The sequence below is a fragment of the Mycobacterium sp. NGS54 genome (assembly GCF_059812465.1).
Window position 1 is genome coordinate 28,698 of record NZ_JCALCS010000010.1, and the last position, 19,262, is coordinate 47,959.

A 19,262-nucleotide genomic window follows, 5' to 3' on the forward strand; every position below is an offset into this window, starting at 1 on the left:
GAAGCCGCGCCCAGGGATGTTTTCGGGCGGATCTAGTCCGAGGACTCGCCCGTCGCTTCCGACTCTTCTCCGCCCGACTTCGCGTCCTTGGACTTCGCGCCACCCGACTTCTTCAGCAAGTTCTCCAGGGTGGGGCGATTGATCCGCCGGAACGCCCGCCGCGGCCGGTTGGCGTCGAGGATGGCCACCTCGAGGCTGCTCACGTCGAGGGCGGGCTGGTCGCCGTTCGAGGCATCCGCGCTACCCGCCCGGAGCGCCGCCACCGCGATGCCCAAAGCCTCACGCAGGTGCGCGTTTTCGGCGTAGGAGTCCTTGAGCGCCGTGACGATCGGTTCGGTGGTGCCGCCCATCACCACGAAATGCGGTTCGTCGGCGATCGAGCCGTCATAGGTAATGCGGTACAGCTCAGGCGGTTTCGTCTCGCCGTAGTGCGCCACCTCGGCGACGCACAACTCGACCTCGTAGGGCTTGGCCTGCTCGGTGAAGATGCTGCCCAGGGTCTGCGCGTACACGTTGGCCAGCTGCCGGCCCGTCACGTCGCGGCGGTCGTAGGCATACCCGCGGGTGTCGGCGAACTGGATGCCCCCGCGGCGCAGGTTGTCGAACTCGTTGAACTTGCCCGCGGCCGCAAAGCCGACGCGATCGTAGAGTTCGCTGATCTTCTGCAGCGACCGCGACGGGTTCTCCGCGACGAACAGCACGCCGTCGGCGTAGGCGAGCGCCACCACGCTCTTGCCCCGTGCGATGCCCTTGCGCGCGAGCTCGCTGCGCTCGCGCATCGCCTGCTCGGGCGAGATGAAATACGGGAAGCTCACTTCTTCTTACCCCGCGGTTCGGCGTCGGGTCCGAAAGTGTCCGCCCGCGAGCGGCTTTCGATGACCTCCCGGGCCAGTTCGGCAATACGGCTCTCCGGCACTTCGGCCGCCCCCTCGGCACCGATGGTGACCGCCGTGGGGTAGATGCCGCGGACCAGGTCCGGGCCGCCGGTGGCCGAATCGTCGTCGGCGGCGTCGTAAAGCGCCTCCACGATCACGCGCAGCGCCGAATCGACGTCGGACACTTGTGAATACAGCTTCTTCATCGACGACTTGGCGAAGATCGACCCCGATCCCACCGCCTGGTAGCCCTCTTCCTCGATGTTCCAACCGCCGGCGGCATCGAAAGACACGATGCGGCCCGCGCTTTCCGGGTCCGCCGCGTGGATGTCATACCCGGCCAGCAGCGGCAGAGCGACCAGCCCCTGCATCGCCGCGGCCAGGTTTCCGCGCACCATGATCGCGAGCCGGTTGACCTTTCCGGCAAACGTGAGCGGCACGCCCTCGAGCTTCTCGTAGTGCTCGAGTTCCACAGCGTAGAGCCGGGCGAACTCGACGGCGATCGCGGCGGTGCCGGCGATGCCGGTCGCGGTGTAGTCGTCGGTGATGTACACCTTCTTCACGTCGCGCCCGGCGATCATGTTGCCCTGCGTCGAGCGCCGGTCACCCGCCATGACGACGCCGCCCGGGTACTTCAACGCGACGATCGTGGTCCCGTGCGGCAACTGGTCCCCGACGGCACCGCCTTGGCCGCCCCCGCTCAGGCTGGCCGGCAGCAACTCGGGCGCGTTGCGGCGAAGGTGGTCAGCAAACGACGACAGGTTTATCGCCGGATTCCCCGAGAGTGGGGAGTTGATGGACAGTCGATCAGCGAACGGCCAGGTCACTGTCCGCCCTTTTGGACATACGCGCGGACAAAGTCCTCGGCGTTTTCCTCAAGGACGTCGTCAATCTCGTCAAGCAGGTCGTCGGTGTCTTCGGCTAGCTTCTCGCGACGCTCCTGGCCCGCGGCCGTGGCGTCGCCGAAGTCGTCTTCGTCGCCACCGCCACCACCACGCTTGGTCTGCTCCTGAGCCATCGCCGCCTCCTGCTTAGTTATCGGCCGCTCACACGCCCGCTGGTTCTCTCTACATTACCGGTCAACGCCGACGTTTCCCGATCCAACGCCACTTAGCTGGTCAGTTGTGCCACCAGCTCCACCGCGCTGTCCACCGAGTCCAGCAACGCTCCGACGTGGGCTTTACTGCCGCGCAGCGGCTCCAGCGTCGGGATGCGGACCAGCGAATCGCCCCCGAGGTCGAAAATCACCGAGTCCCAGCTGGCCGCGGCGATGTCGGCGCCGAACCTGCGCAGGCATTCCCCGCGGAAGTACGCGCGCGTGTCCGTCGGCGGATTGTCGACGGCATCGATCACCTGGTGTTCGCTCACGAGGCGCTTCATCGAACCGCGGGCGACCAGGCGGTTGTACAGCCCCTTGTCCAGCCGGACGTCGGAATATTGCAGGTCGACCAGGTGCAGCCGCGGCGCCGACCAGTTCAGGTTCTCCCGCTGCCGGAAGCCCTCGAGCAGCCGCAGCTTGGCCGGCCAGTCCAGCAGCTCGGCGCAGTCCATCGGGTCGCGCTCGAGCTTGTCGAGCACGTCCGCCCACGTTTCGACGACGTCGGCCGCGCGCGGGTCGGGGTCGCGGCTGTCGATCAGCTTCGCCACCCGGTCGAGATAAATCCGTTGCAGCGCAAGGGCGGTCAGTTCGCGCCCGTCGGCCAGGGCCACGGCGACCCGCAGCGACGGGTCGCGGCTGATGGCGTGGACCGCGTGCACCGGCCGCGCCAACGCCAGGTCGCTCAGGTCGATCCCGTGGGCGGGGCCGTCTTCGATCAGATCGAGGACCAGCGCGGTGGTGCCCAGCTTCAAATAGGTCGACGTCTCGGCCAGGTTCGCGTCGCCGATGATCACGTGCAGCCGGCGATACCGGTCCGCGTCGGCGTGCGGCTCGTCGCGCGTGTTGATGATGCCGCGCTTGAGCGTGGTCTCCAGCCCGACTTCGACCTCGATGTAGTCCGAGCGCTGGGACAGCTGGAAGCCGGGTTCGTCACCGGCGGGCCCGATGCCGACCCGGCCGGAACCGGTGACGACCTGCCGGGACACCAGAAACGGGGTCAGGCCGGCGATGATCGCCGAGAACGGCGTCTGCCGCGACATCAGGTAGTTCTCGTGGGACCCGTAGGAGGCGCCCTTGCCGTCGACGTTGTTCTTGTAGAGCTGCAGTTTCGCGGCGCCGGGCACGCTGGCGACGTGCCGCGCGGCGGCCTCCATCACCCGCTCACCGGCTTTGTCCCAGATCACCGCGTCCAGCGGGTCGGTGCACTCGGGGGCGGAGTATTCCGGGTGCGCGTGGTCGACGTAGAGCCTCGCCCCGTTGGTCAGGATCATGTTGGCCGCGCCCACCTCGTCGGCGTCGACCACCGGCGGCGGCCCGGCCGAGCGGCTCAGGTCAAAGCCGCGGGCGTCGCGCAGCGGCGATTCCACCTCGTAGTCCCAGCGGGTGCGCTTGGCGCGCTGGATGCCGGCGGCGGCCGCGTAGGCCAGGACCGCCTGCGTCGAGGTGAGGATCGGGTTGGCGGTCGGGTCCGACGGCGACGAGATGCCGTACTCGACCTCCGTCCCGATAATCCTTTGCATTACTTCAAGATAGGCCCGGTGACGATGTAGCCCCCGAGGCGGGGCCACGACGGGCCGCGCGATTCACTCGGGGCCAGCGACAATGCGGCCCGAATCGGGTGCAATAAGCGCCATTTGGTGGCGCGCTGCCATTAGGGTTTGCGCGCATGGGGCTTTCCCTTCGCCCGGCGCGCGGGACGGCGAATGCCGCGGCCGAAAGCTGGTTTCTGAACCGGGGTTTGCCGTCGGTGCTGACGAGGCGGTCGCGCTGGCGACGGCTATGGCCGCGGTCGGCGCCCATGCTCGCGTCCTACGCGACGCTGCAGGCCTGCGTCCTGCCCGTCTACCTGATCACCGGCGGGCGCGACGTCCACATCAGCGGACAGCCGACAACCTCCGAGGTGCTTCTCCTGACGATCATCGGGCTCGCCCTTCCGCTGATGGCGCTCGTGGGCTGGCTGGTGTCGCGGTCACACAGCGGCCGGACCCGCGCGGCCGTGTCGACGATCGCGGTGATCTTGGTGGCCTGCGTGGGGGCCACGGTGGGCGGGCTCGGGCAACTGATGCAGGAAGCCGTCGTGGTGGCCGCGGTGCTGGTGCTGACCGGCTGCGGCCTCGGGTCGGTCGTCGGGTGGGCGGTGCGCATGATGCTGTCGCACCTGACGACGGTCGGTGCCCTGGCGGTGCGTGCGCTGCCCGTCGTGCTCCTGACCGCCTTGGTGTTCTTCAACACCTACGTCTGGCTCATGGCGGCGACGATCAGTGGGGAACGGCTCGGGCTGGCAATGGCGTTCCTCGTCTCGATCGCCGCGGCCTTCGTCGTCTCCGCCACCCACGACCGGGCCAGGCCGATGCTGCAGTCGACGGCGGCGCTGCCCGGGGACACCGAAGGGCTGGCCGACACGCCCTTCGCGGCCCTGCCGGATAAGCCCGACTGCGCGCCGCTGAAACGAGCCGAACGCCTCAACGTCATCTTCGTTTTGGCCGCCTCGCAGCTGGCGCAGATCCTGGTGGTCGCGGTGGTCACGGCCGCCATCTACCTGATCCTGGGGCTGATCGTGCTCAGCCCGTCGCTGCTCAACGAATGGACCCACACCTACACGAGCACCGCGACCGTGCTGGGATTCACGCTGCCGGTGCCCGATTCGCTGATCCACATGACGTTGTTCCTCGGCGCGTTGACATTCATGTACATCAGCGCCCGCGCGGCCGGCGACGCCGAGTACCGATCGACGTTCCTCGACCCGCTCATCGACGACTTGCACACGACCCTGATCGCGCGCAACCGCTACCGCGGCGCCGTGGCCGCTCCGGCGTGTGAAGTTGACGCCGACCAGGGCAGTGATTAATTTCACAGGGTGTCCCGCCACCGCGCCGAAGAGGCCGAAGCAATGCATGAACCGGTGAGCGACCTGGCCGGGAAGCGTTACGGGGAAGTGCTTCTCGTGACTCCCGGCGAGGCCGGCCCGCAGGCTTCGGTTTACAACAGCTTCCCGCTCAACGACTGTCCCGCCGAACTGTGGTCGGCGTTGGACCCGCACGCGATCGCCGCCGAGAACGGCGCGGCCGCGGCCCTGCTCAACGGCCCCCGCTATTGGCTGATGAACTCCATCGAAAAGGAGCGGCAGGGCCCGCAGGTGACGAAGACCTTCGGGGGCATCGAGATGATCCTGCAGGCCACCGTCCTGCTGTCCTCGATGAACCCCGCACCCTTCAGCGTGAACAAGGTGAGCCGCCACACGGTGTTCGTCTTCAACGCCGGCGAAGAGATCTACGAGCTGATCGATCCGCACGGGAAACGCTGGGTCATGCAGACCTGGAGCCAGGTCACCGACCCCAACCTCAAGCGGGAAGACCTGCCCGGGCTGGCCAGCCGGCTCGAGCTGCCCGACGGGTGGAGCTATCAGCCGCGCGTGCTCACCGACGAACTGCGCGTGGACACCAGAAGCCAAGCCGCCCAGGTGCTGCAGGACAACCTGACCAACAGCTATTCGCTGGAGACCTGACGGCCGCTCAGGCCGCGCGGTGGCGCGACCTAAGCGCCTACAGGTACTGACCCAGGTTCGACTCGGTGTCGATGGCCCGGGACGCGCTCGACGACTTGCCCGTGACCAGCGTGCGGATGTAGACGATCCGCTCGCCCTTCTTGCCCGAAATCCGCGCCCAGTCATCGGGGTTGGTCGTGTTGGGCAGGTCCTCGTTCTCGGCGAACTCGTCGACGATCGAGTCGAGCAGGTGCTGAATGCGAAGCCCGGGTTGACCGGTCTCCAGCACGGACTTGATCGCGTTCTTCTTCGCCCGGTCGACGACGTTCTGGATCATCGCCCCGGAGTTGAAGTCCTTGAAGTACATGACCTCTTTGTCACCGTTGGCGTAGGTGACCTCCAGGAACCGGTTGTCGTCGATCTCGGCGTACATCCGCTCGACGACCTTTTCGATCATCGCCTTGATGCAGGCGGTGCGGTCGCCGTCGAACTCGGTGAGGTCGTCGGCGTGCAGGGGCAGCGACTCGATCAGGTACTTCGAGAAGATGTCTTGCGCTGCTTCGGCATCCGGGCGCTCGATCTTGATCTTCACGTCGAGGCGCCCGGGCCGCAGGATCGCCGGGTCGATCATGTCCTCGCGGTTGGAGGCGCCGATCACGATGACGTTCTCCAGCCCCTCCACACCGTCGATCTCGGACAGCAGCTGGGGAACCACCGTCGTCTCGACGTCGGATGAGACCCCGGTGCCGCGGGTGCGGAAGATCGAATCCATCTCGTCGAAGAAGACGATCACCGGCGTCCCTTCCGACGCCTTCTCGCGGGCCCGCTGGAAGATCAGGCGGATGTGCCGCTCGGTCTCGCCGACGAACTTGTTCAGCAGCTCCGGGCCCTTGATGTTGAGGAAGTACGACTTCGCCTCGCGGGCGTCGTCGCCACGCACCTCGGCCATCTTCTTGGCCAACGAGTTGGCGACCGCCTTGGCGATCAGGGTCTTACCGCAGCCGGGCGGGCCGTAGAGCAGCACACCCTTGGGCGGGCGCAGCGCGTACTCGCGGTAGAGCTCCTTGTGCAGGAACGGCAGCTCGACAGCGTCGCGGATCTGCTCGATCTGGCGCGTCAGGCCGCCGATGTCCTGGTAGCTGACGTCGGGCACCTCTTCCAGGACCAGGTCTTCGACCTCGGCCTTGGGGATCCGCTCGAAGGCGTAGCCGGCCTTCGTGTCGACCAGCAGGGAGTCACCCGGGCGCAACTTGCGCGGCTTGGTGTCATCGTTGAGGGCGTCCGGAACGCCGTCCGGCAGGTCCTCGGCGACCAGCGGCTCGGCCAGCCACACGATGCGCTCCTCGTCGGCGTGGCCGACGACCAGGGCGCGGTGACCGTCGTTGAGCACCTCGCGCAGGGTGGAGATCTCGCCGACGGATTCGAACGTGCCCGCCTCGACGACGGTCAGGGCCTCGTTGAGCCGGACCGTCTGGCCCTTGCGCAACGAACCGACCTCGATGTTGGGCGAGCACGTCAGGCGCATCTTGCGACCCGAGGTGAACACGTCGACGGTGTCGTCCTCGTGCGCCCCCAACAACACGCCGTAGCCGCTGGGCGGCTGACCCAGCCGGTCGACCTCTTCGCGCAGCGCCAACAGTTGCTGACGGGCCTCTTTGAGGGTTTCCATTAACTTTGAGTTTCGCGCCGCGAGGGAATCGATGCGGGCCTCGAGTTGATGCACGTCGCGTGCGGATCGAGTGCCGCCGGCCGAACCAACCGCGTGGTCCAGTTGCTCGCGCAGCACCGCTGCCTCACGGCGTAACTGTTCCAATTCGGCAGCATCGCCGCTGGACATGCCAGTTTCACGGGCATTGCCGAATGCTTCAGAACGCTCTGAGTCACCCATGTTGCGCTCCTTTCCCGCCCCGAAATGTGCGGTGGTACTTCAACGCTACCGGCGATTGCCGGTTGATGTGCGCAGTCAAATGCTCACGAAAAGTTAAGACTTTGGTTCCACTGGTAATCTCGGCCACGAATCTTGCCGAGCGAAAGGACGGTCGTGGCCCTAAAAGCCCTTGCCATGGGCTCCGCCGGCACCGTCTTCTTCGGCGTGGCAGGCCCGGTGTGACTTCCATTGCACCCGTTGGCCCGACGGCGGGCGCGAACGCCTAGCCCCAGAACGAACCGGACGCCCCGACGGTGGTTCGTTGCGCTGAGCGCCGCGGTGGTGGCGGCCGCGCTCGCCGCGTGCGCGCACACCGGACCCAAGGTCGTGTCGTCCTCCTCCTCGAGGGTCCCGGTGACGTCGACCCCGCTGATCGTCGCCGCTCCCCCGACCGCTCCGCTGCCGCCGCCCGACGCCCTGATCGACGTCCTGAACCGGCTCGCCGACCCTAACGTGCCGGGCATCAACAAGGTGAACCTCGTCGAGGGCGCGACCCCGGACAGTGCGGGCACCCTGGACAAGTTCACCACCGCGCTGCGGGACAACGGCTACCTCCCGATGACCTTCGCGGCGAACGACGTCGCGTGGTCGGACAAGAATCCGTCCCACGTGATGGCCACCGTCGCCGTCAAAACCGCGCAGGCCAACAACGGCAACTTCACGTTCCCGATGGAGTTCACCCCGTTCCAAGGCGGATGGCAGCTGTCCCGCCGGACCGCGGAAATGCTGCTGGCACTGGGCAACTCGGCCACCGGGACACCGCCCGCCAACCCGCCGCCCGCCAACCCGGCGCCCGCCCCACCCCCGGCTCCGCCTCCCGCAGCGACGCCGCCGGGCTAGCCATGTGGATCGGCTGGCTCGAGTTCGACGTGTTGCTGGGCCCGGAGCTTGGGGTGCGATCCCTCAAACAGAAACGATCGGTCGTTCGTCCCGTCGTGGCGGAGCTGCAGCGCAAGCTCGGCGTGTCGGCCGCCGAAACCGGCGCGCAGGACCTGTATCGACGGGCGGGCATCGGCGTGTCCGTGGTGTCCGGCGACCGCGGCCACGTGGTCGACGTGCTGGATGCGGCCGAACGCCTGGTCGCGGCGCATCCCGAGTTCGAGCTGCTGTCGGCGCGGCGGGGCCTGCACCGCAGCGAGGACTGAGCATCTAGCCGTCGCGGCCCGGGCGCTTACGGCCCAGCGGCGCCGGAGCGACGACGCCCGGTGCGAGCCGTCGCGTGAATATCAGGAACGCCGTGTGCCCGCGCATCGAGTGCTGCGGCCGGACGGCCAGCCCGACGACGTTCCAGCCGCGTTGCAGCGTCTCCCACGCCCGGGGCTCGGTCCAGCACTGCTGGGCCCGCAGCGCCTCCACCGTTCGCGACAGCTGGGTGACGGTGGCGACGTAAATCATCAACACCCCGCCGGGGATCAACAGGCGCGCCGCCGCACCGAGCACCTCCCACGGCGCGAGCATGTCGAGCACGGCGCGGTCGAAGGAACCGTCGGGCATGTCGGAGTCCACCAGGTCGCTGACGATCAGTTGCCAGTTGCCGGGTTCCCCGTCAAAGAACACCGATACGTTGCGGCGGGCGTGTTCGGCGTGGTCGGCGCGCTGCTCGTAGGAGACCACCCGCCCCGCGGGCCCGACGGCGCGCAGCAGCGAGCAGGTCAGCGCGCCGGATCCGGCCCCGGCCTCCAGCACCCGGGCCCCCGGGAAGATGTCGCCCTCGTGCAGGATCTGGGCGGCGTCCTTGGGGTAGATCACCTGCGGCCCGCGGGGCATCGACATCAGGTAGTCGATGAGCAGCGGGCGCAGCACCAAGTAGTCGGCGCCGTTGCTGGATTTGACCACGCTGCCCTGCTCCAGCCCGATCACCGCGTCGTGCGGGATGGACCCGCGGTGGGTGTGGAACTCCGCGCCCGGGGTGAGCGACATCGTGTAGTGCCGACCCTTGGCGTCGGTGAGTTGGACCCGTTCGCCAACGCTGAATGGGCCGGTCGCGGACACGCCGTCTAGCGTGCCAGCCGACGCGCCGCGGCCGGTGCTTGGGGGTTGTCGGCACCCGGTTCTACGCTGCGGACATGACGGACCAGCCGGAGGAGCGCAGCCGACCGGCTTCCAAACCAGCGCTGTCACCGTCGCGCGCGGCGGATTTCAAGCAATGCCCGTTGCTGTATCGCTTCCGGGCGATCGACCGGCTGCCCGAGGCGCCGTCGGCCGCGCAGCTGCGCGGTTCGGTGGTGCACGCCGCGCTGGAGCAGCTTTATGGCCTGCCCGCCGAGATGCGCGGCCCCGACACCGCCGCATCGCTGGTGGAGCCCGCCTGGGACCGGGTGATCGCCGCCGAGCCCGACCTGGCCGGCGACCTGGACCCCGAACAGCGAGCCGAACTGCTGGCGGAGGCCCGCGCGTTGCTCACCGGCTATTACCGGCTGGAGGACCCGACCCGGTTCGACCCGCAAAGCTGCGAGGAGCGCGTCGAGGTGGAGCTCGCCGACGGCACCCTGCTGCGTGGCTTCATCGACCGGATCGACGTCGCGGCGACCGGCGAGCTGCGGGTGGTGGACTACAAGACCGGCAAGGCACCGCCCGAAGCGCGGGCGCTGGCCGAGTTCAAGGCGATGTTCCAGATGAAGTTCTACGCGGTGGCGTTGCTGCGTTCCCGTGACGTGCTCCCCACCCGGCTACGCATCATCTACCTGGCAGACGGCCAGGTGTTGGACTACGCGCCCGACCACGACGAGCTGCTGCGCTTCGAGAAGACGCTGATGGCGATCTGGCGCGCCATCCAGTCCGCCGCGCCGACGGGCGATTTCCGCCCCAGCCCGTCGCGATTGTGCGATTGGTGCCCGCACCAGCAGCTCTGCCCGACCTTCGGCGGAACACCCCCGCCCTACCCGGGCTGGCCGGATGTCACTGCGGCGCAACCCATCTCGCATCCGACCGAACCAGCGGCATAATGCATCGGGTAACGACGAAACCGTCGAAGACGCGGATTGCGCCCCGGGTGCGGTATCCTGTCTAAAGCGTCGGCGACCGAGTGGGTTGCCGACGAGTCGTGATCGATTCTTTGTTTTCTTTAGCTCAGATCCCTGCGGGGCGCCGAGTCCAAGACGACCAGGCGCGCCTGCGGAAGCTCGAGTCGCGGCGACCGATATCGCCAAACCGGCGATCTCGTCACCATCGAAGCTTTAGGGACATCGAAATATGCTGGAAAACAAAACTTTTGCCCACCTGGGTGTGAGCCCCCCATTGGTCGACGCGCTCGCCGCGCGGGGCGTCTGCCAACCGTTTCCGATTCAAGTAGAGACCTTGCCGGACACGCTTGCCGGCCGCGACGTGCTGGGCCGCGGCAAGACGGGCAGCGGCAAGACGCTCGCGTTCTCGATCCCGCTGGTCAGTCGGCTTGATCCGGCCGACCGGCAACCGGGCCGGCCCACCGGGCTGGTGCTGGCACCGACCCGCGAACTGGCGACCCAGATCGCCGCGACCATCGAGCCCCTCGCCAAGGTGCGGGGCCTCCGCGTCGCCACGATCTTCGGCGGCGTCTCGCAGAACAGGCAAGCCGCGGCGCTGAGGGCGGGCATCGACATCGTCGTGGCCTGCCCGGGCCGCCTCGACGACCTGATGAAGCAGCGCCTGATCCGCCTGGACGCCGTTCAGGTCACCGTCATCGACGAAGCCGACCACATGGCCGATCTCGGTTTTCTCCCGACCGTCACCCGCATCCTGGCGGCCACTCCCGCGACCGGCCAGCGGATGCTGTTCTCGGCCACCCTGGACGGCGCCGTGGACACCCTGGTCAAGCGATTCCTCAACGATCCGGTGACCCGGTCGGTGGTGGAAGCGACGTCGTCGGTCCCCGAGATGACGCATCACGTCTTCTGCGTCGACGGGATCGAAGCCAAGAAGGAATTGGTGCACCGGTTGGCCTCGGGAGAGTCCCGGCGGATCCTCTTCATGAGGACCAAGCATCAGGCGCGCAAGCTGGCCCGCCAGCTCACCCAGTCGGGCATCGCGTCGGTGGAGCTGCACGGCAACCTTTCCCAACCCGCGCGCGACCGAAACTTGGCGGCTTTCGCCGCCGGCCACGCCCGGGTACTGGTGGCGACCGACATCGCCGCCCGCGGCGTCCACGTCGACGACATCGAACTGGTTGTGCACGTCGACCCACCCGCCGAGCACAAGGCCTACCTGCACAGGTCCGGCCGCACGGCCCGGGCCGGCGCGTCCGGTGACGTCGTCACCATCGTGCTGCCCGAGCAGCGCCGGGAAACCGAGTCGATGATGCGCAAGGCGGCCATTCGTGCGGTGCCCCAGCGGGTCAGCGCGGCCTCCCCCGCGATCCACGCCCTCGTCGGCCCGGCCGGGCCCCGCAAGGCCGTCGCACCCGTCGCGACGCCCTCCAACCGTCCGCCCGCGGCGCGCAATAGACGCCGCCGGTCTCGGCGCCCCGCAGCGACCACCCACCGTTAGGGAAATCATGGCCGAACAGCAGATTCATCCGTCCAAGGTTCGCGTCGGTGACGTCATCGGCACGGCGAACCGCACCGAGCACCGCTATACGGTCAAGATGATCGGCGGTCCGCAGACAAGCCCACAGCGGTGGACGTTCTTCGGCCGCGACGCCCAGGGCCAGCAGCAGACGAGCTCGTTCGGTGAGGACGACGTCGTCCGCAGGTACGCCAAAGCGCCGTAACCGCACGCTCAATCGAGCGGCGACATCTCCTGCAGCATCGTGGGAATCAGCTCGCTGACGGTGGGGTGGATGTGCATCGTGCGCGACAGCGTCGTGTACGGCGCCTTGGCCGACATGACATCCAGAATGGCATGGATCGCCTCGTCGCCGCCGACGCCGAGAATCGCGGCGCCCAGGATCTCGTCGGTTTCGGCGTCCACCACCACCTTCATAAAGCCTTGCGTCTCACCCTTTTCCACCGCGCGGCCGACCCGCGTCATCGGCCGCTTGCCGAGCAACGCCTTGCGCCCGGACGCGCGAACCTGGCTCACGCTCATCCCGGCACGCCCGAGCGGCGGGTCGATGTAGAGCGCATAGGTGGTGATGCGGTCGCTCACCCGGCGGGGATCGTTGTCGAGCAAGTTGGCGGCGACGATCTCGAAATCGTTGTACGAGGTGTGGGTGAACGCGCCCTTGCCGTTGCAGTCGCCCATCGCCCAGATGTGATCGACGTTGGTCTTGAGGTGGTCATCGACGACGATATAGCCGCGCGCATCGGTCTGCACCCCGGCCGCCTCCAGGCCGAGGTCGTCGGTGTTGGGTCGGCGCCCCACCGCCATCAGCAGGTGGCTCCCGGCGATGGGCTCGACGCCGGCCCGCGGCGTCAGTTCAAACCCGTTGTCCGTCTTGGCGATTCGCACGTCGTCGGCGCCGACGACGATGTCGATGCCCTCGGCCTCCAGGATCTCCCTGACCGTGGCGGAGACGTCCTCGTCCTCGCGGGACGCCAGCCGCGGGCCGCGCTCGACCACGGTCACCCGCGCCCCGAAGCGCCGGTACATCTGCGCGAACTCCAGCGCGATATAGCTGCCCCCGACGATGACGAGATGCGCTGGCAGAGTGTCGAGTTCGAGGATCGACACGTTGGTGAGGTAGTCGATGCCGGACAGTCCGGGGAGGTCGGGCACGACGGCGCGCCCGCCGACGTTGAGGAAGATCCGCTCGCCGTGCAGCAGGTCGCCGTCAACGCTGATGGAGTGCGGGTCCTCGAAGCGGGCGTGACCGCGAATGACCGTGCAGCCCTCCATGCCCTCCAGCCAGCTTTCGACGCCGTTGCGGTCGCCGAGCATGATTTCGTCTTTGCGCGCCTTGACTTTCGCCATGTCGACGCTGACCGGCCCCGTCCCCACGCCGTATTCCGCGCCGCGGCGCGCCAGGTGGGCGGCGTGCGCGCTGGCCACCAGGGTCTTGGTCGGGATGCAGCCGGTGTTGACACAGGTTCCGCCGATCAGTTTGCGCTCGATGATCGCGACGCGCTGCCCGGCCGCGGTCAGCCGGCCCGCCAGCGGAGGCCCGGCCTGCCCGGCGCCGACGATGATCGCGTCGAAGCGCTCCGTCACTTAACCGCCGTCAGGATGTATTCGGTCAGCACGTGACCCGTCATCGCGACGATGGCGAACCCGCCCAGGATGGCGACCGCATCCTCGAGCAGCGCGATCGGCAGGTCCTTGCCGGCCACGGCGGCCAGACGCTTGCGCGCCTGATAGCCGCCGAAGGTGCCGAGCACCGCCCCGATGATGCCCGCGCCGAGCGCGGAAAAGGTCCAGTGCGGCCACGCGCCCAGCGCGGCGCCGGCCAACCCGCCCGTGAGGATCCGCGCGGCGAAGATCGGTGGCGCCGTGCGGGCCGGCGTCTTGGGCAGCTTGTCGTTGACCAGTTCCCCGATCGCCAGAACGGTAAAAATAATGGCGGTGATGATGTTGCCCATCCACGACGCCCACGTGCCGTGCAGGTCGATCCAAGCGAGGTAGGCGCCCCAGGCGACGACGGCGGGAGCCGTCAGCGAACGCAACCCGGCGACGACGCCGATCAGTAAAGCCAGCAGCAGAATTAGCGCGTGTGTCACGAAGATCCCTCCTGGGGACTAGACAGCCCGGCAACGGAAGGGATGACGGCCCATGAAGATAAAACGGGCGACAGCCCTTAGGCGGACGCTAACACAGCCGCCGCCGCGGCATGGGGTCAGAACCGGCAGAACCTGATGTCGGACGCCAGGATCGCCTTGGCGCCGATGGCGGCGAGCTCGTCCATGATCTCGTTGACGCCGCGGCGGGGCACCAGGGCGCGGATCGCCACCCAATCCGGATCGGCCAGCGGCGCGATCGTGGGCGACTCCAATCCCGGCGTGATCGACGTCGCCTTGTCCAACACCGCACGCGGGCAGTCGTAATCGAGCATCAGGTATTGCTGGCCGAACACCACACCCTGGACGCGCGCGACCAGCTGATCGCGGACCGCTTTCGTCGCGCCGTGGCCATCCTCGTCGGTCCGCTCGATCAGCACCGCCTCGGAATCGCACAGCGGCTCACCGAAGGCCACTAGGTCGTGCAGGCTCAGGGTGCGCCCGGACCCCACCACGTCGGCGATGGCATCGGCCACGCCGAGCTGCACCGAGATTTCCACCGCCCCGTCGAGCCGGATGACCGTCGCCTCAATGCCCTTTTCCGCCAAGTCCTTTCGGACCAGGTTCGGGTAGGCGGTAGCGATCCGTTTGCCGGCCAGGTCGGCCGTCGTCCAGTCGCGCCCGGCCGGCCCCGCGTAGCGGAAGCTCGAGGAGCCGAAACCCAGCGCCAGGCGTTCGCGCACCGGGGCGTCGGAATCCCGCACCAGGTCCCGCCCGGTGATCCCGAAATCCAGCTCCCCCGAACCCACATAGATCGCAATGTCTTTGGGCCGCAGGAAGAAGAACTCGACCTGGTTGACGGGGTCGACGACGGTGAGGTCCTTGGAATCGGTGCGGCGACGGTAGCCGGCCTCCGAGAGGATCTCGCTGGCCGGCTCGCTCAGCGTGCCTTTGTTGGGAACCGCAACGCGCAGCATGCTCACAGCTTCCGGTAGACGTCGTCGAGGGACAGTCCGCGCGCGATCATCAGCACCTGCGTCCAGTACAGCAACTGGCTGATCTCTTCGGCCAGCGCGTCGTCGGGTTCGTGTTCGGCGGCCAGCCACACCTCGCCGGCCTCCTCCAGGATCTTCTTGCCCAGCCCGTGGATGCCGCCGTCCAGGGCGGCGACCGTGGCGCTGCCGGCCGGCCGGGTGCGGGCACGATCGCCGAGTTCGGCGAACAGCTCCTCGAAGGTCTTCACGGCCAGCGATTGTTTCACGTGCCTGCCGGCGAAGTCACGGCGGTTTCGGCGCGGCCTCGCCCACGAGCGACCGCAAACCGTCGCGATTCACGGCGTGTCGCCGTACAAACACGGTCACTCGCGGGAGAGACGTACGCGCTCAGTCCTCCGGGTTGTAGCCGAGATTGGGGGCGAGCCAGCGCTCGGCCTCCTGCAGGGTCCAGCCCTTGCGCTTCGCGTAGTCGGCGACCTGGTCCTGGGCCAGCCGGCCGATCACGAAGTACTGCGACTGCGGGTGCGAGAAGTACCAGCCGCTGACGGCGGCACCGGGCCACATCGCCATCGACTCGGTCAACTCGATGCCGGTCCGCTCCTTGACGTCCATCAACTTCCACAGCGTCACCTTCTCGGTGTGCTCCGGGCAGGCCGGGTAGCCGGGGGCGGGCCGGATTCCGACGTACTTCTCGTCGATGAGTGCGTTGTTGTCCAGCTGCTCGTCCGGCTGGAATCCCCAGAACTCCTTGCGGACCCGTTGGTGCATCCGTTCGGCGAACGCCTCCGCCAGCCGGTCGGCGACCGACTCCAGCAGGATCGCGCTGTAGTCGTCGAGGGCCGCCTTGAACTCGGCGATCTTCTCCTGGCTGCCCAGCCCCGCGGTGACGGCGAAGGCGCCGACGTAGTCGGCCAGACCGGTGTCCTTCGGCGCGATGTAGTCGCCCAGCGAACGGTTCGGGATGCCGTCGCGGTGCTCGCCCTGCTGGCGCAGGTTGTGCAGCGTGGTCAGCACCTCGGTGCGGGTGTCGTCGGTGTAGACCTCGATGTCGTCCCCGACCGCGTTCGCCGGGAAGAACCCGATCACGCCGTTGGCCGTCAGCCACTTCTCCTTGATCAGGGTGTCGAGCATCTCCTGGGCGTCGTCGTACAGCTTGCGGGCGGCCTCGCCCGAGGCCGGGTTGTTGAGGATGTCGGGGAAGCGGCCCTTCATCTCCCAGGCGTTGAAAAACGGCTGCCAGTCGATGTATTCGCGCAACTCGGCGAGGTCGTAGTCCTGAAATTCCCGCACTCCCGCACCGATCGCGGGCACCGGCGGGGCGTAGCCGTCCCACTCGATCGGCGTCCGGTTGGCGCGGGCCATCTGAAGCGTCAGCATCGGCCGCTCGTTCTTCTGGGCGTGCCGTTCGCGCAGCGATGCGTAGTCCTTCTCGGTGGCCTCCAGCAGGGCCGGACGCTGCTTGTCGTCGAGCAGCGCGGCGGCGACCGGCACCGAGCGCGACGCGTCCTTGACCCAGACCACCGGACCGCTGCGGCGCGGCGACACCTTGACGGCCGTGTGCGCGCGCGAGGTGGTCGCGCCGCCGATGAGCAGCGGGATCTCCAGGCCCTCGCGTTCCATCTCGGCGGCGAAGTTGACCATCTCGTCCAGGGACGGGGTGATCAGGCCGGACAGCCCGATGATGTCGGCGTCGTGCTCCTTCGCCGCGTCGAGGATCTTGCTCGCGGGCACCATCACGCCGAGGTCGATCACTTCGAAGTTGTTGCACTGCAGGACGACTCCGACGATGTTCTTGCCGATGTCGTGGACGTCGCCCTTGACCGTCGCCATGATGATCGTGCCGTTGGTGTCCTTGGTTTTACCGCCGGTGGTGGCGCCGGACTCTTCCTTCTCCGCCTCGATGTACGGCAGCAGGTACGCGACGGCCTTCTTCATCACCCGGGCCGACTTCACGACCTGAGGAAGGAACATTTTGCCCGAGCCGAAAAGATCGCCGACGACGTTCATGCCGTCCATCAGCGGGCCCTCGATCACCTCGATGGGGCGACCACCCGCGGCGGCGATCTCGGCGCGCAATTCCTCGGTGTCGGCGTCGACGTGCGCGTCGATGCCCTTGACCAGGGCGTGCGTGATCCGCTCGCGGACCGGCAAGGATCGCCACTCTTGGACTTGCGAGTCGCCGGTCGTCTCCGACTTGTTGAACCGCTCCGCGATCTCCAACAGCCTCTCGGCCGCATCCTCGCGACGGTTCAGGACGACGTCCTCGATGCGGTCCCGCAGCTCGGGGTCGATCGAGTCGTAGGGCACCAGCGCCCCGGCGTTGACGATGCCCATGTCCAGGCCGGCCTTGATGGCGTGGAACAGGAACACCGAGTGGATCGCCTCGCGGACGGGGTTGTTGCCCCGGAACGAGAACGACACGTTGGAGATGCCGCCGGAGATGTGCACCCCGGGCAGGTTCTCCTTGATCCAGGCGCAGGCCTCGATGAAGTCGATCCCGTAGGTCGCGTGCTCCTCGATGCCGGTCGCCAGCGCGAAGCAGTTCGGGTCGAAGATGATGTCCTCGGGCGGGAAGCCGACCTGTTCGGTCAGGATCCGGTAGGCGCGCCCGCAGATCTCCTTGCGGCGCTCCAGGTTGTCGGCCTGGCCCTGCTCGTCGAAGGCCATCACGACGACGGCGGCGCCGTACTTGCGGCACAGCCGGGCCTCGCGGACGAACTTCTCCTCGCCCTCCTTCATCGAGATCGAGTTGACGATCGGCTTGCCCTGCACGTTCTTCAGCCCCGCCTCGATGACCTCCCACTTGGAGGAGTCGATCATCACCGGGACCCGGCTGATGTCCGGTTCGGCCGCGATCAGCTTGGTGAACCGGTCCATCGCGGCGACGCCGTCGATCATGCCCTCGTCCATGTTGATGTCGATGACCTGCGCACCGACCTCGACCTGCTGCAGGGCGACCGACAGCGCGGTGTCGTAGTCCTCGGCCTTGATCAGGTTGCGGAACCGGGCCGAGCCGGTGATGTTGGTGCGCTCCCCGATGTTCACGAACAGCGACTCGTCGGTGATGTTGAGCGGCTCGAGGCCCGAGAGCCGGGTGGCCACCTCGATCTGCGGCAGCTCGCGCGGCGCCTTACCCTCGACGACCTTGGCGATCTCGGCGATGTGCGGCGGTGCGGTTCCGCAGCAGCCGCCGACCAGGTTGACCAGGCCGGCCTCGGCGAAGTCGGCGATGTAGCCGGCCTGACGCTCCGGGGTCTCGTCGTACTCGCCGAAGGCGTTGGGCAGGCCGGCGTTCGGGTAGCACGAGACGAAGGTGTCCGCGATCCGCGCCACCTCGGCGATGTACGGCCGCATCTCCGGCGCGCCCAGGGCGCAGTTGAGGCCCACCGCGATGGGCTTGGCGTGCCTGATCGAGTTCCAGAACGCCTCGGTGACCTGACCGGACAACGTCCGCCCGGACGCGTCGGTGATGGTGCCCGAGATGATCACCGGCCAGCGGCGCCCGCGCTCCTCGAACAGCGTCTCGACGGCGAACACCGCTGCCTTGGCGTTCAGCGAGTCGAAGATCGTCTCGATGATGATCAGGTCGGCACCGCCGTCGACGAGGCCGTTGACGGATTCGAGGTAGGCGGCGACCAGCTGGTCGTAGGAGACGTTGCGGGCCCCGGGGTCGTTGACGTCCGGCGAGATCGACGCCGTGCGCGTCGTCGGCCCGATGGCGCCGGCCACGTAGCGGGGCTTCTCCGGGGTGCTGTACTCGTCCGCCGCCTTGCGGGCCAGCGCGGCGCCGGCGTAGTTCAGCTCGTAGGCCAGGTCCGCCATGTCGTAGTCGGAGAGCGAGATCGCGTTCGCGTTGAAGGTGTTGGTCTCGATGATGTCGGCGCCCGCCTCGAGGTACTCGCGGTGGATGCCCTCGATGATCTGCGGCTGCGTCAGGGTGAGCAGGTCGTTGTTGCCCTGCAGGGCCGTCGGCCACTCGGTGAACCGGTCGCCGCGGTAGCCCGCCTCGTCCGGGCGGTCCCGCTGGATCGCCGTGCCCATCGCGCCGTCGATCACCATGATCCGTTGGCGCAGCCCAGCCGTCAGTTCGTCGGTGCAGTCGGCGCGGATGTTCGGCGCGAAGGTTTTCGGCTCAGAGGCATTCACGTGCGTTCCTTCCGTTACGGAAGGCGTCCTTGACTCTGCCGAGCGTGGCGGTACCGGCGAGGAACCGGAACCGTTGCAACGCCTCTCGACCGGAAAAGTCTACGTCGTCCCCCGATCGACGTCTGGACGCCCAACTCGTCGCCGCGATCGAGAGCTCGCGGATCGTGCCG

The 19,262-nt window shown here is 67.8% G+C and carries 18 protein-coding genes; 7 read left to right on the forward strand and 11 right to left on the reverse strand.

The window, feature by feature from the left end:
- Positions 1-32: 32 nt before the first annotated feature.
- From prcA to dop, 4 genes are all read right to left on the reverse strand, one after another.
- The gene (gene prcA, locus AC5Y5E_RS28150) at positions 33-815 is read right to left on the reverse strand and encodes a proteasome subunit alpha (protein WP_499906938.1); all 783 of its coding nucleotides are present in this window, start codon (positions 813-815) and stop codon (positions 33-35) included.
- Positions 812-1,702, reverse strand: coding sequence for a proteasome subunit beta (gene prcB / locus AC5Y5E_RS28155; RefSeq protein WP_499906940.1), 891 nt, complete (start codon positions 1,700-1,702; stop codon positions 812-814). Before prcB ends, prcA begins: the two co-directional genes overlap by 4 nt.
- Positions 1,699-1,893, reverse strand: a complete 195-nt coding sequence (locus AC5Y5E_RS28160; RefSeq protein ID WP_068237096.1) for a ubiquitin-like protein Pup — start codon at positions 1,891-1,893, stop codon at positions 1,699-1,701. The genes prcB and AC5Y5E_RS28160 overlap by 4 nt, the downstream gene beginning before the upstream one ends.
- 92 nt (positions 1,894-1,985) lie before the next feature.
- A complete protein-coding gene (dop, locus tag AC5Y5E_RS28165) occupies positions 1,986-3,494 on the reverse strand; it encodes a pup deamidase/depupylase (protein ID WP_499906942.1) in 1,509 nt (502 codons plus the stop codon).
- Positions 3,495-3,640: 146 nt separating this feature from the next.
- Here dop and AC5Y5E_RS28170 point away from each other — a divergent pair, with 146 nt between their 5' ends.
- Together AC5Y5E_RS28170 and AC5Y5E_RS28175 are read left to right on the forward strand one after the other, a co-directional pair.
- Entirely contained in the window at positions 3,641-4,822 is a 1,182-nt protein-coding gene (locus tag AC5Y5E_RS28170) for a hypothetical protein (protein WP_499906944.1), read from the forward strand.
- 42 nt (positions 4,823-4,864) lie between these two features.
- Positions 4,865-5,479, forward strand: coding sequence for a hypothetical protein (locus AC5Y5E_RS28175; RefSeq protein ID WP_499907214.1), 615 nt, complete (start codon positions 4,865-4,867; stop codon positions 5,477-5,479).
- 37 nt (positions 5,480-5,516) lie between these two features.
- On the opposite strand, the gene arc is transcribed toward AC5Y5E_RS28175, so the two are convergent.
- Positions 5,517-7,346 carry a proteasome ATPase gene (gene arc, locus AC5Y5E_RS28180; RefSeq protein ID WP_499906946.1) on the reverse strand — a complete coding sequence of 610 codons (1,830 nt, stop codon included), beginning with the start codon at positions 7,344-7,346 and terminating at the stop codon, positions 5,517-5,519.
- A 237-nt stretch (positions 7,347-7,583) separates the two neighbouring features.
- Here arc and lppK point away from each other — a divergent pair, with 237 nt between their 5' ends.
- Together lppK and AC5Y5E_RS28190 are read left to right on the forward strand one after the other, a co-directional pair.
- Positions 7,584-8,225 (forward strand): lipoprotein LppK, encoded by a 642-nt coding sequence (gene lppK, locus AC5Y5E_RS28185; protein WP_499906947.1) that lies wholly within the window; start codon positions 7,584-7,586, stop codon positions 8,223-8,225.
- A gap of 2 nt (positions 8,226-8,227) precedes the next feature.
- Positions 8,228-8,530 carry a DUF503 domain-containing protein gene (locus AC5Y5E_RS28190; RefSeq protein WP_499906948.1) on the forward strand — a complete coding sequence of 101 codons (303 nt, stop codon included), beginning with the start codon at positions 8,228-8,230 and terminating at the stop codon, positions 8,528-8,530.
- A gap of 4 nt (positions 8,531-8,534) precedes the next feature.
- Here AC5Y5E_RS28190 and trmI read toward each other — a convergent pair whose 3' ends face one another.
- Positions 8,535-9,377 (reverse strand): tRNA (adenine(58)-N(1))-methyltransferase TrmI, encoded by an 843-nt coding sequence (gene trmI, locus AC5Y5E_RS28195; RefSeq protein WP_499906950.1) that lies wholly within the window; start codon positions 9,375-9,377, stop codon positions 8,535-8,537.
- 74 nt (positions 9,378-9,451) lie between these two features.
- Here trmI and AC5Y5E_RS28200 point away from each other — a divergent pair, with 74 nt between their 5' ends.
- The 3 genes from AC5Y5E_RS28200 (at position 9,452) to AC5Y5E_RS28210 (ending at position 12,069) form a co-directional block, all read left to right on the forward strand.
- On the forward strand, positions 9,452-10,330 hold the full coding sequence (locus tag AC5Y5E_RS28200) for a RecB family exonuclease (RefSeq protein WP_499906952.1): 879 nt from the start codon (positions 9,452-9,454) through the stop codon (positions 10,328-10,330).
- A gap of 247 nt (positions 10,331-10,577) precedes the next feature.
- Positions 10,578-11,846 (forward strand): DEAD/DEAH box helicase, encoded by a 1,269-nt coding sequence (locus AC5Y5E_RS28205; RefSeq protein ID WP_499906954.1) that lies wholly within the window; start codon positions 10,578-10,580, stop codon positions 11,844-11,846.
- A gap of 7 nt (positions 11,847-11,853) precedes the next feature.
- A complete protein-coding gene (locus tag AC5Y5E_RS28210) occupies positions 11,854-12,069 on the forward strand; it encodes a hypothetical protein (protein WP_499906956.1) in 216 nt (71 codons plus the stop codon).
- Positions 12,070-12,077: 8 nt separating this feature from the next.
- Here AC5Y5E_RS28210 and AC5Y5E_RS28215 read toward each other — a convergent pair whose 3' ends face one another.
- The 5 genes from AC5Y5E_RS28215 to metH form a co-directional block, all read right to left on the reverse strand.
- The gene (locus AC5Y5E_RS28215; RefSeq protein ID WP_499906958.1) at positions 12,078-13,448 is read right to left on the reverse strand and encodes an FAD-containing oxidoreductase; all 1,371 of its coding nucleotides are present in this window, start codon (positions 13,446-13,448) and stop codon (positions 12,078-12,080) included.
- Positions 13,445-13,954 (reverse strand): DUF4126 domain-containing protein, encoded by a 510-nt coding sequence (locus AC5Y5E_RS28220; RefSeq protein WP_499906959.1) that lies wholly within the window; start codon positions 13,952-13,954, stop codon positions 13,445-13,447. Before AC5Y5E_RS28220 ends, AC5Y5E_RS28215 begins: the two co-directional genes overlap by 4 nt.
- 116 nt (positions 13,955-14,070) lie before the next feature.
- Complete coding sequence (gene hisG / locus AC5Y5E_RS28225; RefSeq protein ID WP_499906961.1) at positions 14,071-14,928, reverse strand: ATP phosphoribosyltransferase; 858 nt, start codon at positions 14,926-14,928, stop codon at positions 14,071-14,073.
- 2 nt (positions 14,929-14,930) lie between these two features.
- Complete coding sequence (locus tag AC5Y5E_RS28230) at positions 14,931-15,212, reverse strand: phosphoribosyl-ATP diphosphatase (protein WP_499906963.1); 282 nt, start codon at positions 15,210-15,212, stop codon at positions 14,931-14,933.
- A 121-nt stretch (positions 15,213-15,333) separates the two neighbouring features.
- Positions 15,334-19,092: a methionine synthase gene (gene metH / locus AC5Y5E_RS28235; protein ID WP_499906965.1), complete on the reverse strand. Its 3,759-nt coding sequence runs from the start codon at positions 19,090-19,092 to the stop codon at positions 15,334-15,336.
- Positions 19,093-19,262 lie beyond the last annotated feature (170 nt).

Bases quoted from the DNA above. Each gene is read 5' to 3' on its own strand.
- arc (WP_499906946.1), bottom strand. From the start codon at position 7,346: ATGGGTGACTCAGAGCGTTCTGAAGCATTCGGCAATGCCCGTGAAACT.
- hisG (WP_499906961.1), bottom strand. From the start codon at position 14,928: ATGCTGCGCGTTGCGGTTCCCAACAAAGGCACGCTGAGCGAGCCGGCC.
- AC5Y5E_RS28160 (WP_068237096.1), bottom strand. From the start codon at position 1,893: ATGGCTCAGGAGCAGACCAAGCGTGGTGGTGGCGGTGGCGACGAAGAC.
- AC5Y5E_RS28190 (WP_499906948.1), top strand. From the start codon at position 8,228: ATGTGGATCGGCTGGCTCGAGTTCGACGTGTTGCTGGGCCCGGAGCTT.
- AC5Y5E_RS28210 (WP_499906956.1), top strand. From the start codon at position 11,854: ATGGCCGAACAGCAGATTCATCCGTCCAAGGTTCGCGTCGGTGACGTC.
- AC5Y5E_RS28175 (WP_499907214.1), top strand. From the start codon at position 4,865: ATGCATGAACCGGTGAGCGACCTGGCCGGGAAGCGTTACGGGGAAGTG.
- dop (WP_499906942.1), bottom strand. From the start codon at position 3,494: ATGCAAAGGATTATCGGGACGGAGGTCGAGTACGGCATCTCGTCGCCG.
- AC5Y5E_RS28200 (WP_499906952.1), top strand. From the start codon at position 9,452: ATGACGGACCAGCCGGAGGAGCGCAGCCGACCGGCTTCCAAACCAGCG.
- AC5Y5E_RS28170 (WP_499906944.1), top strand. From the start codon at position 3,641: ATGGGGCTTTCCCTTCGCCCGGCGCGCGGGACGGCGAATGCCGCGGCC.
- AC5Y5E_RS28205 (WP_499906954.1), top strand. From the start codon at position 10,578: ATGCTGGAAAACAAAACTTTTGCCCACCTGGGTGTGAGCCCCCCATTG.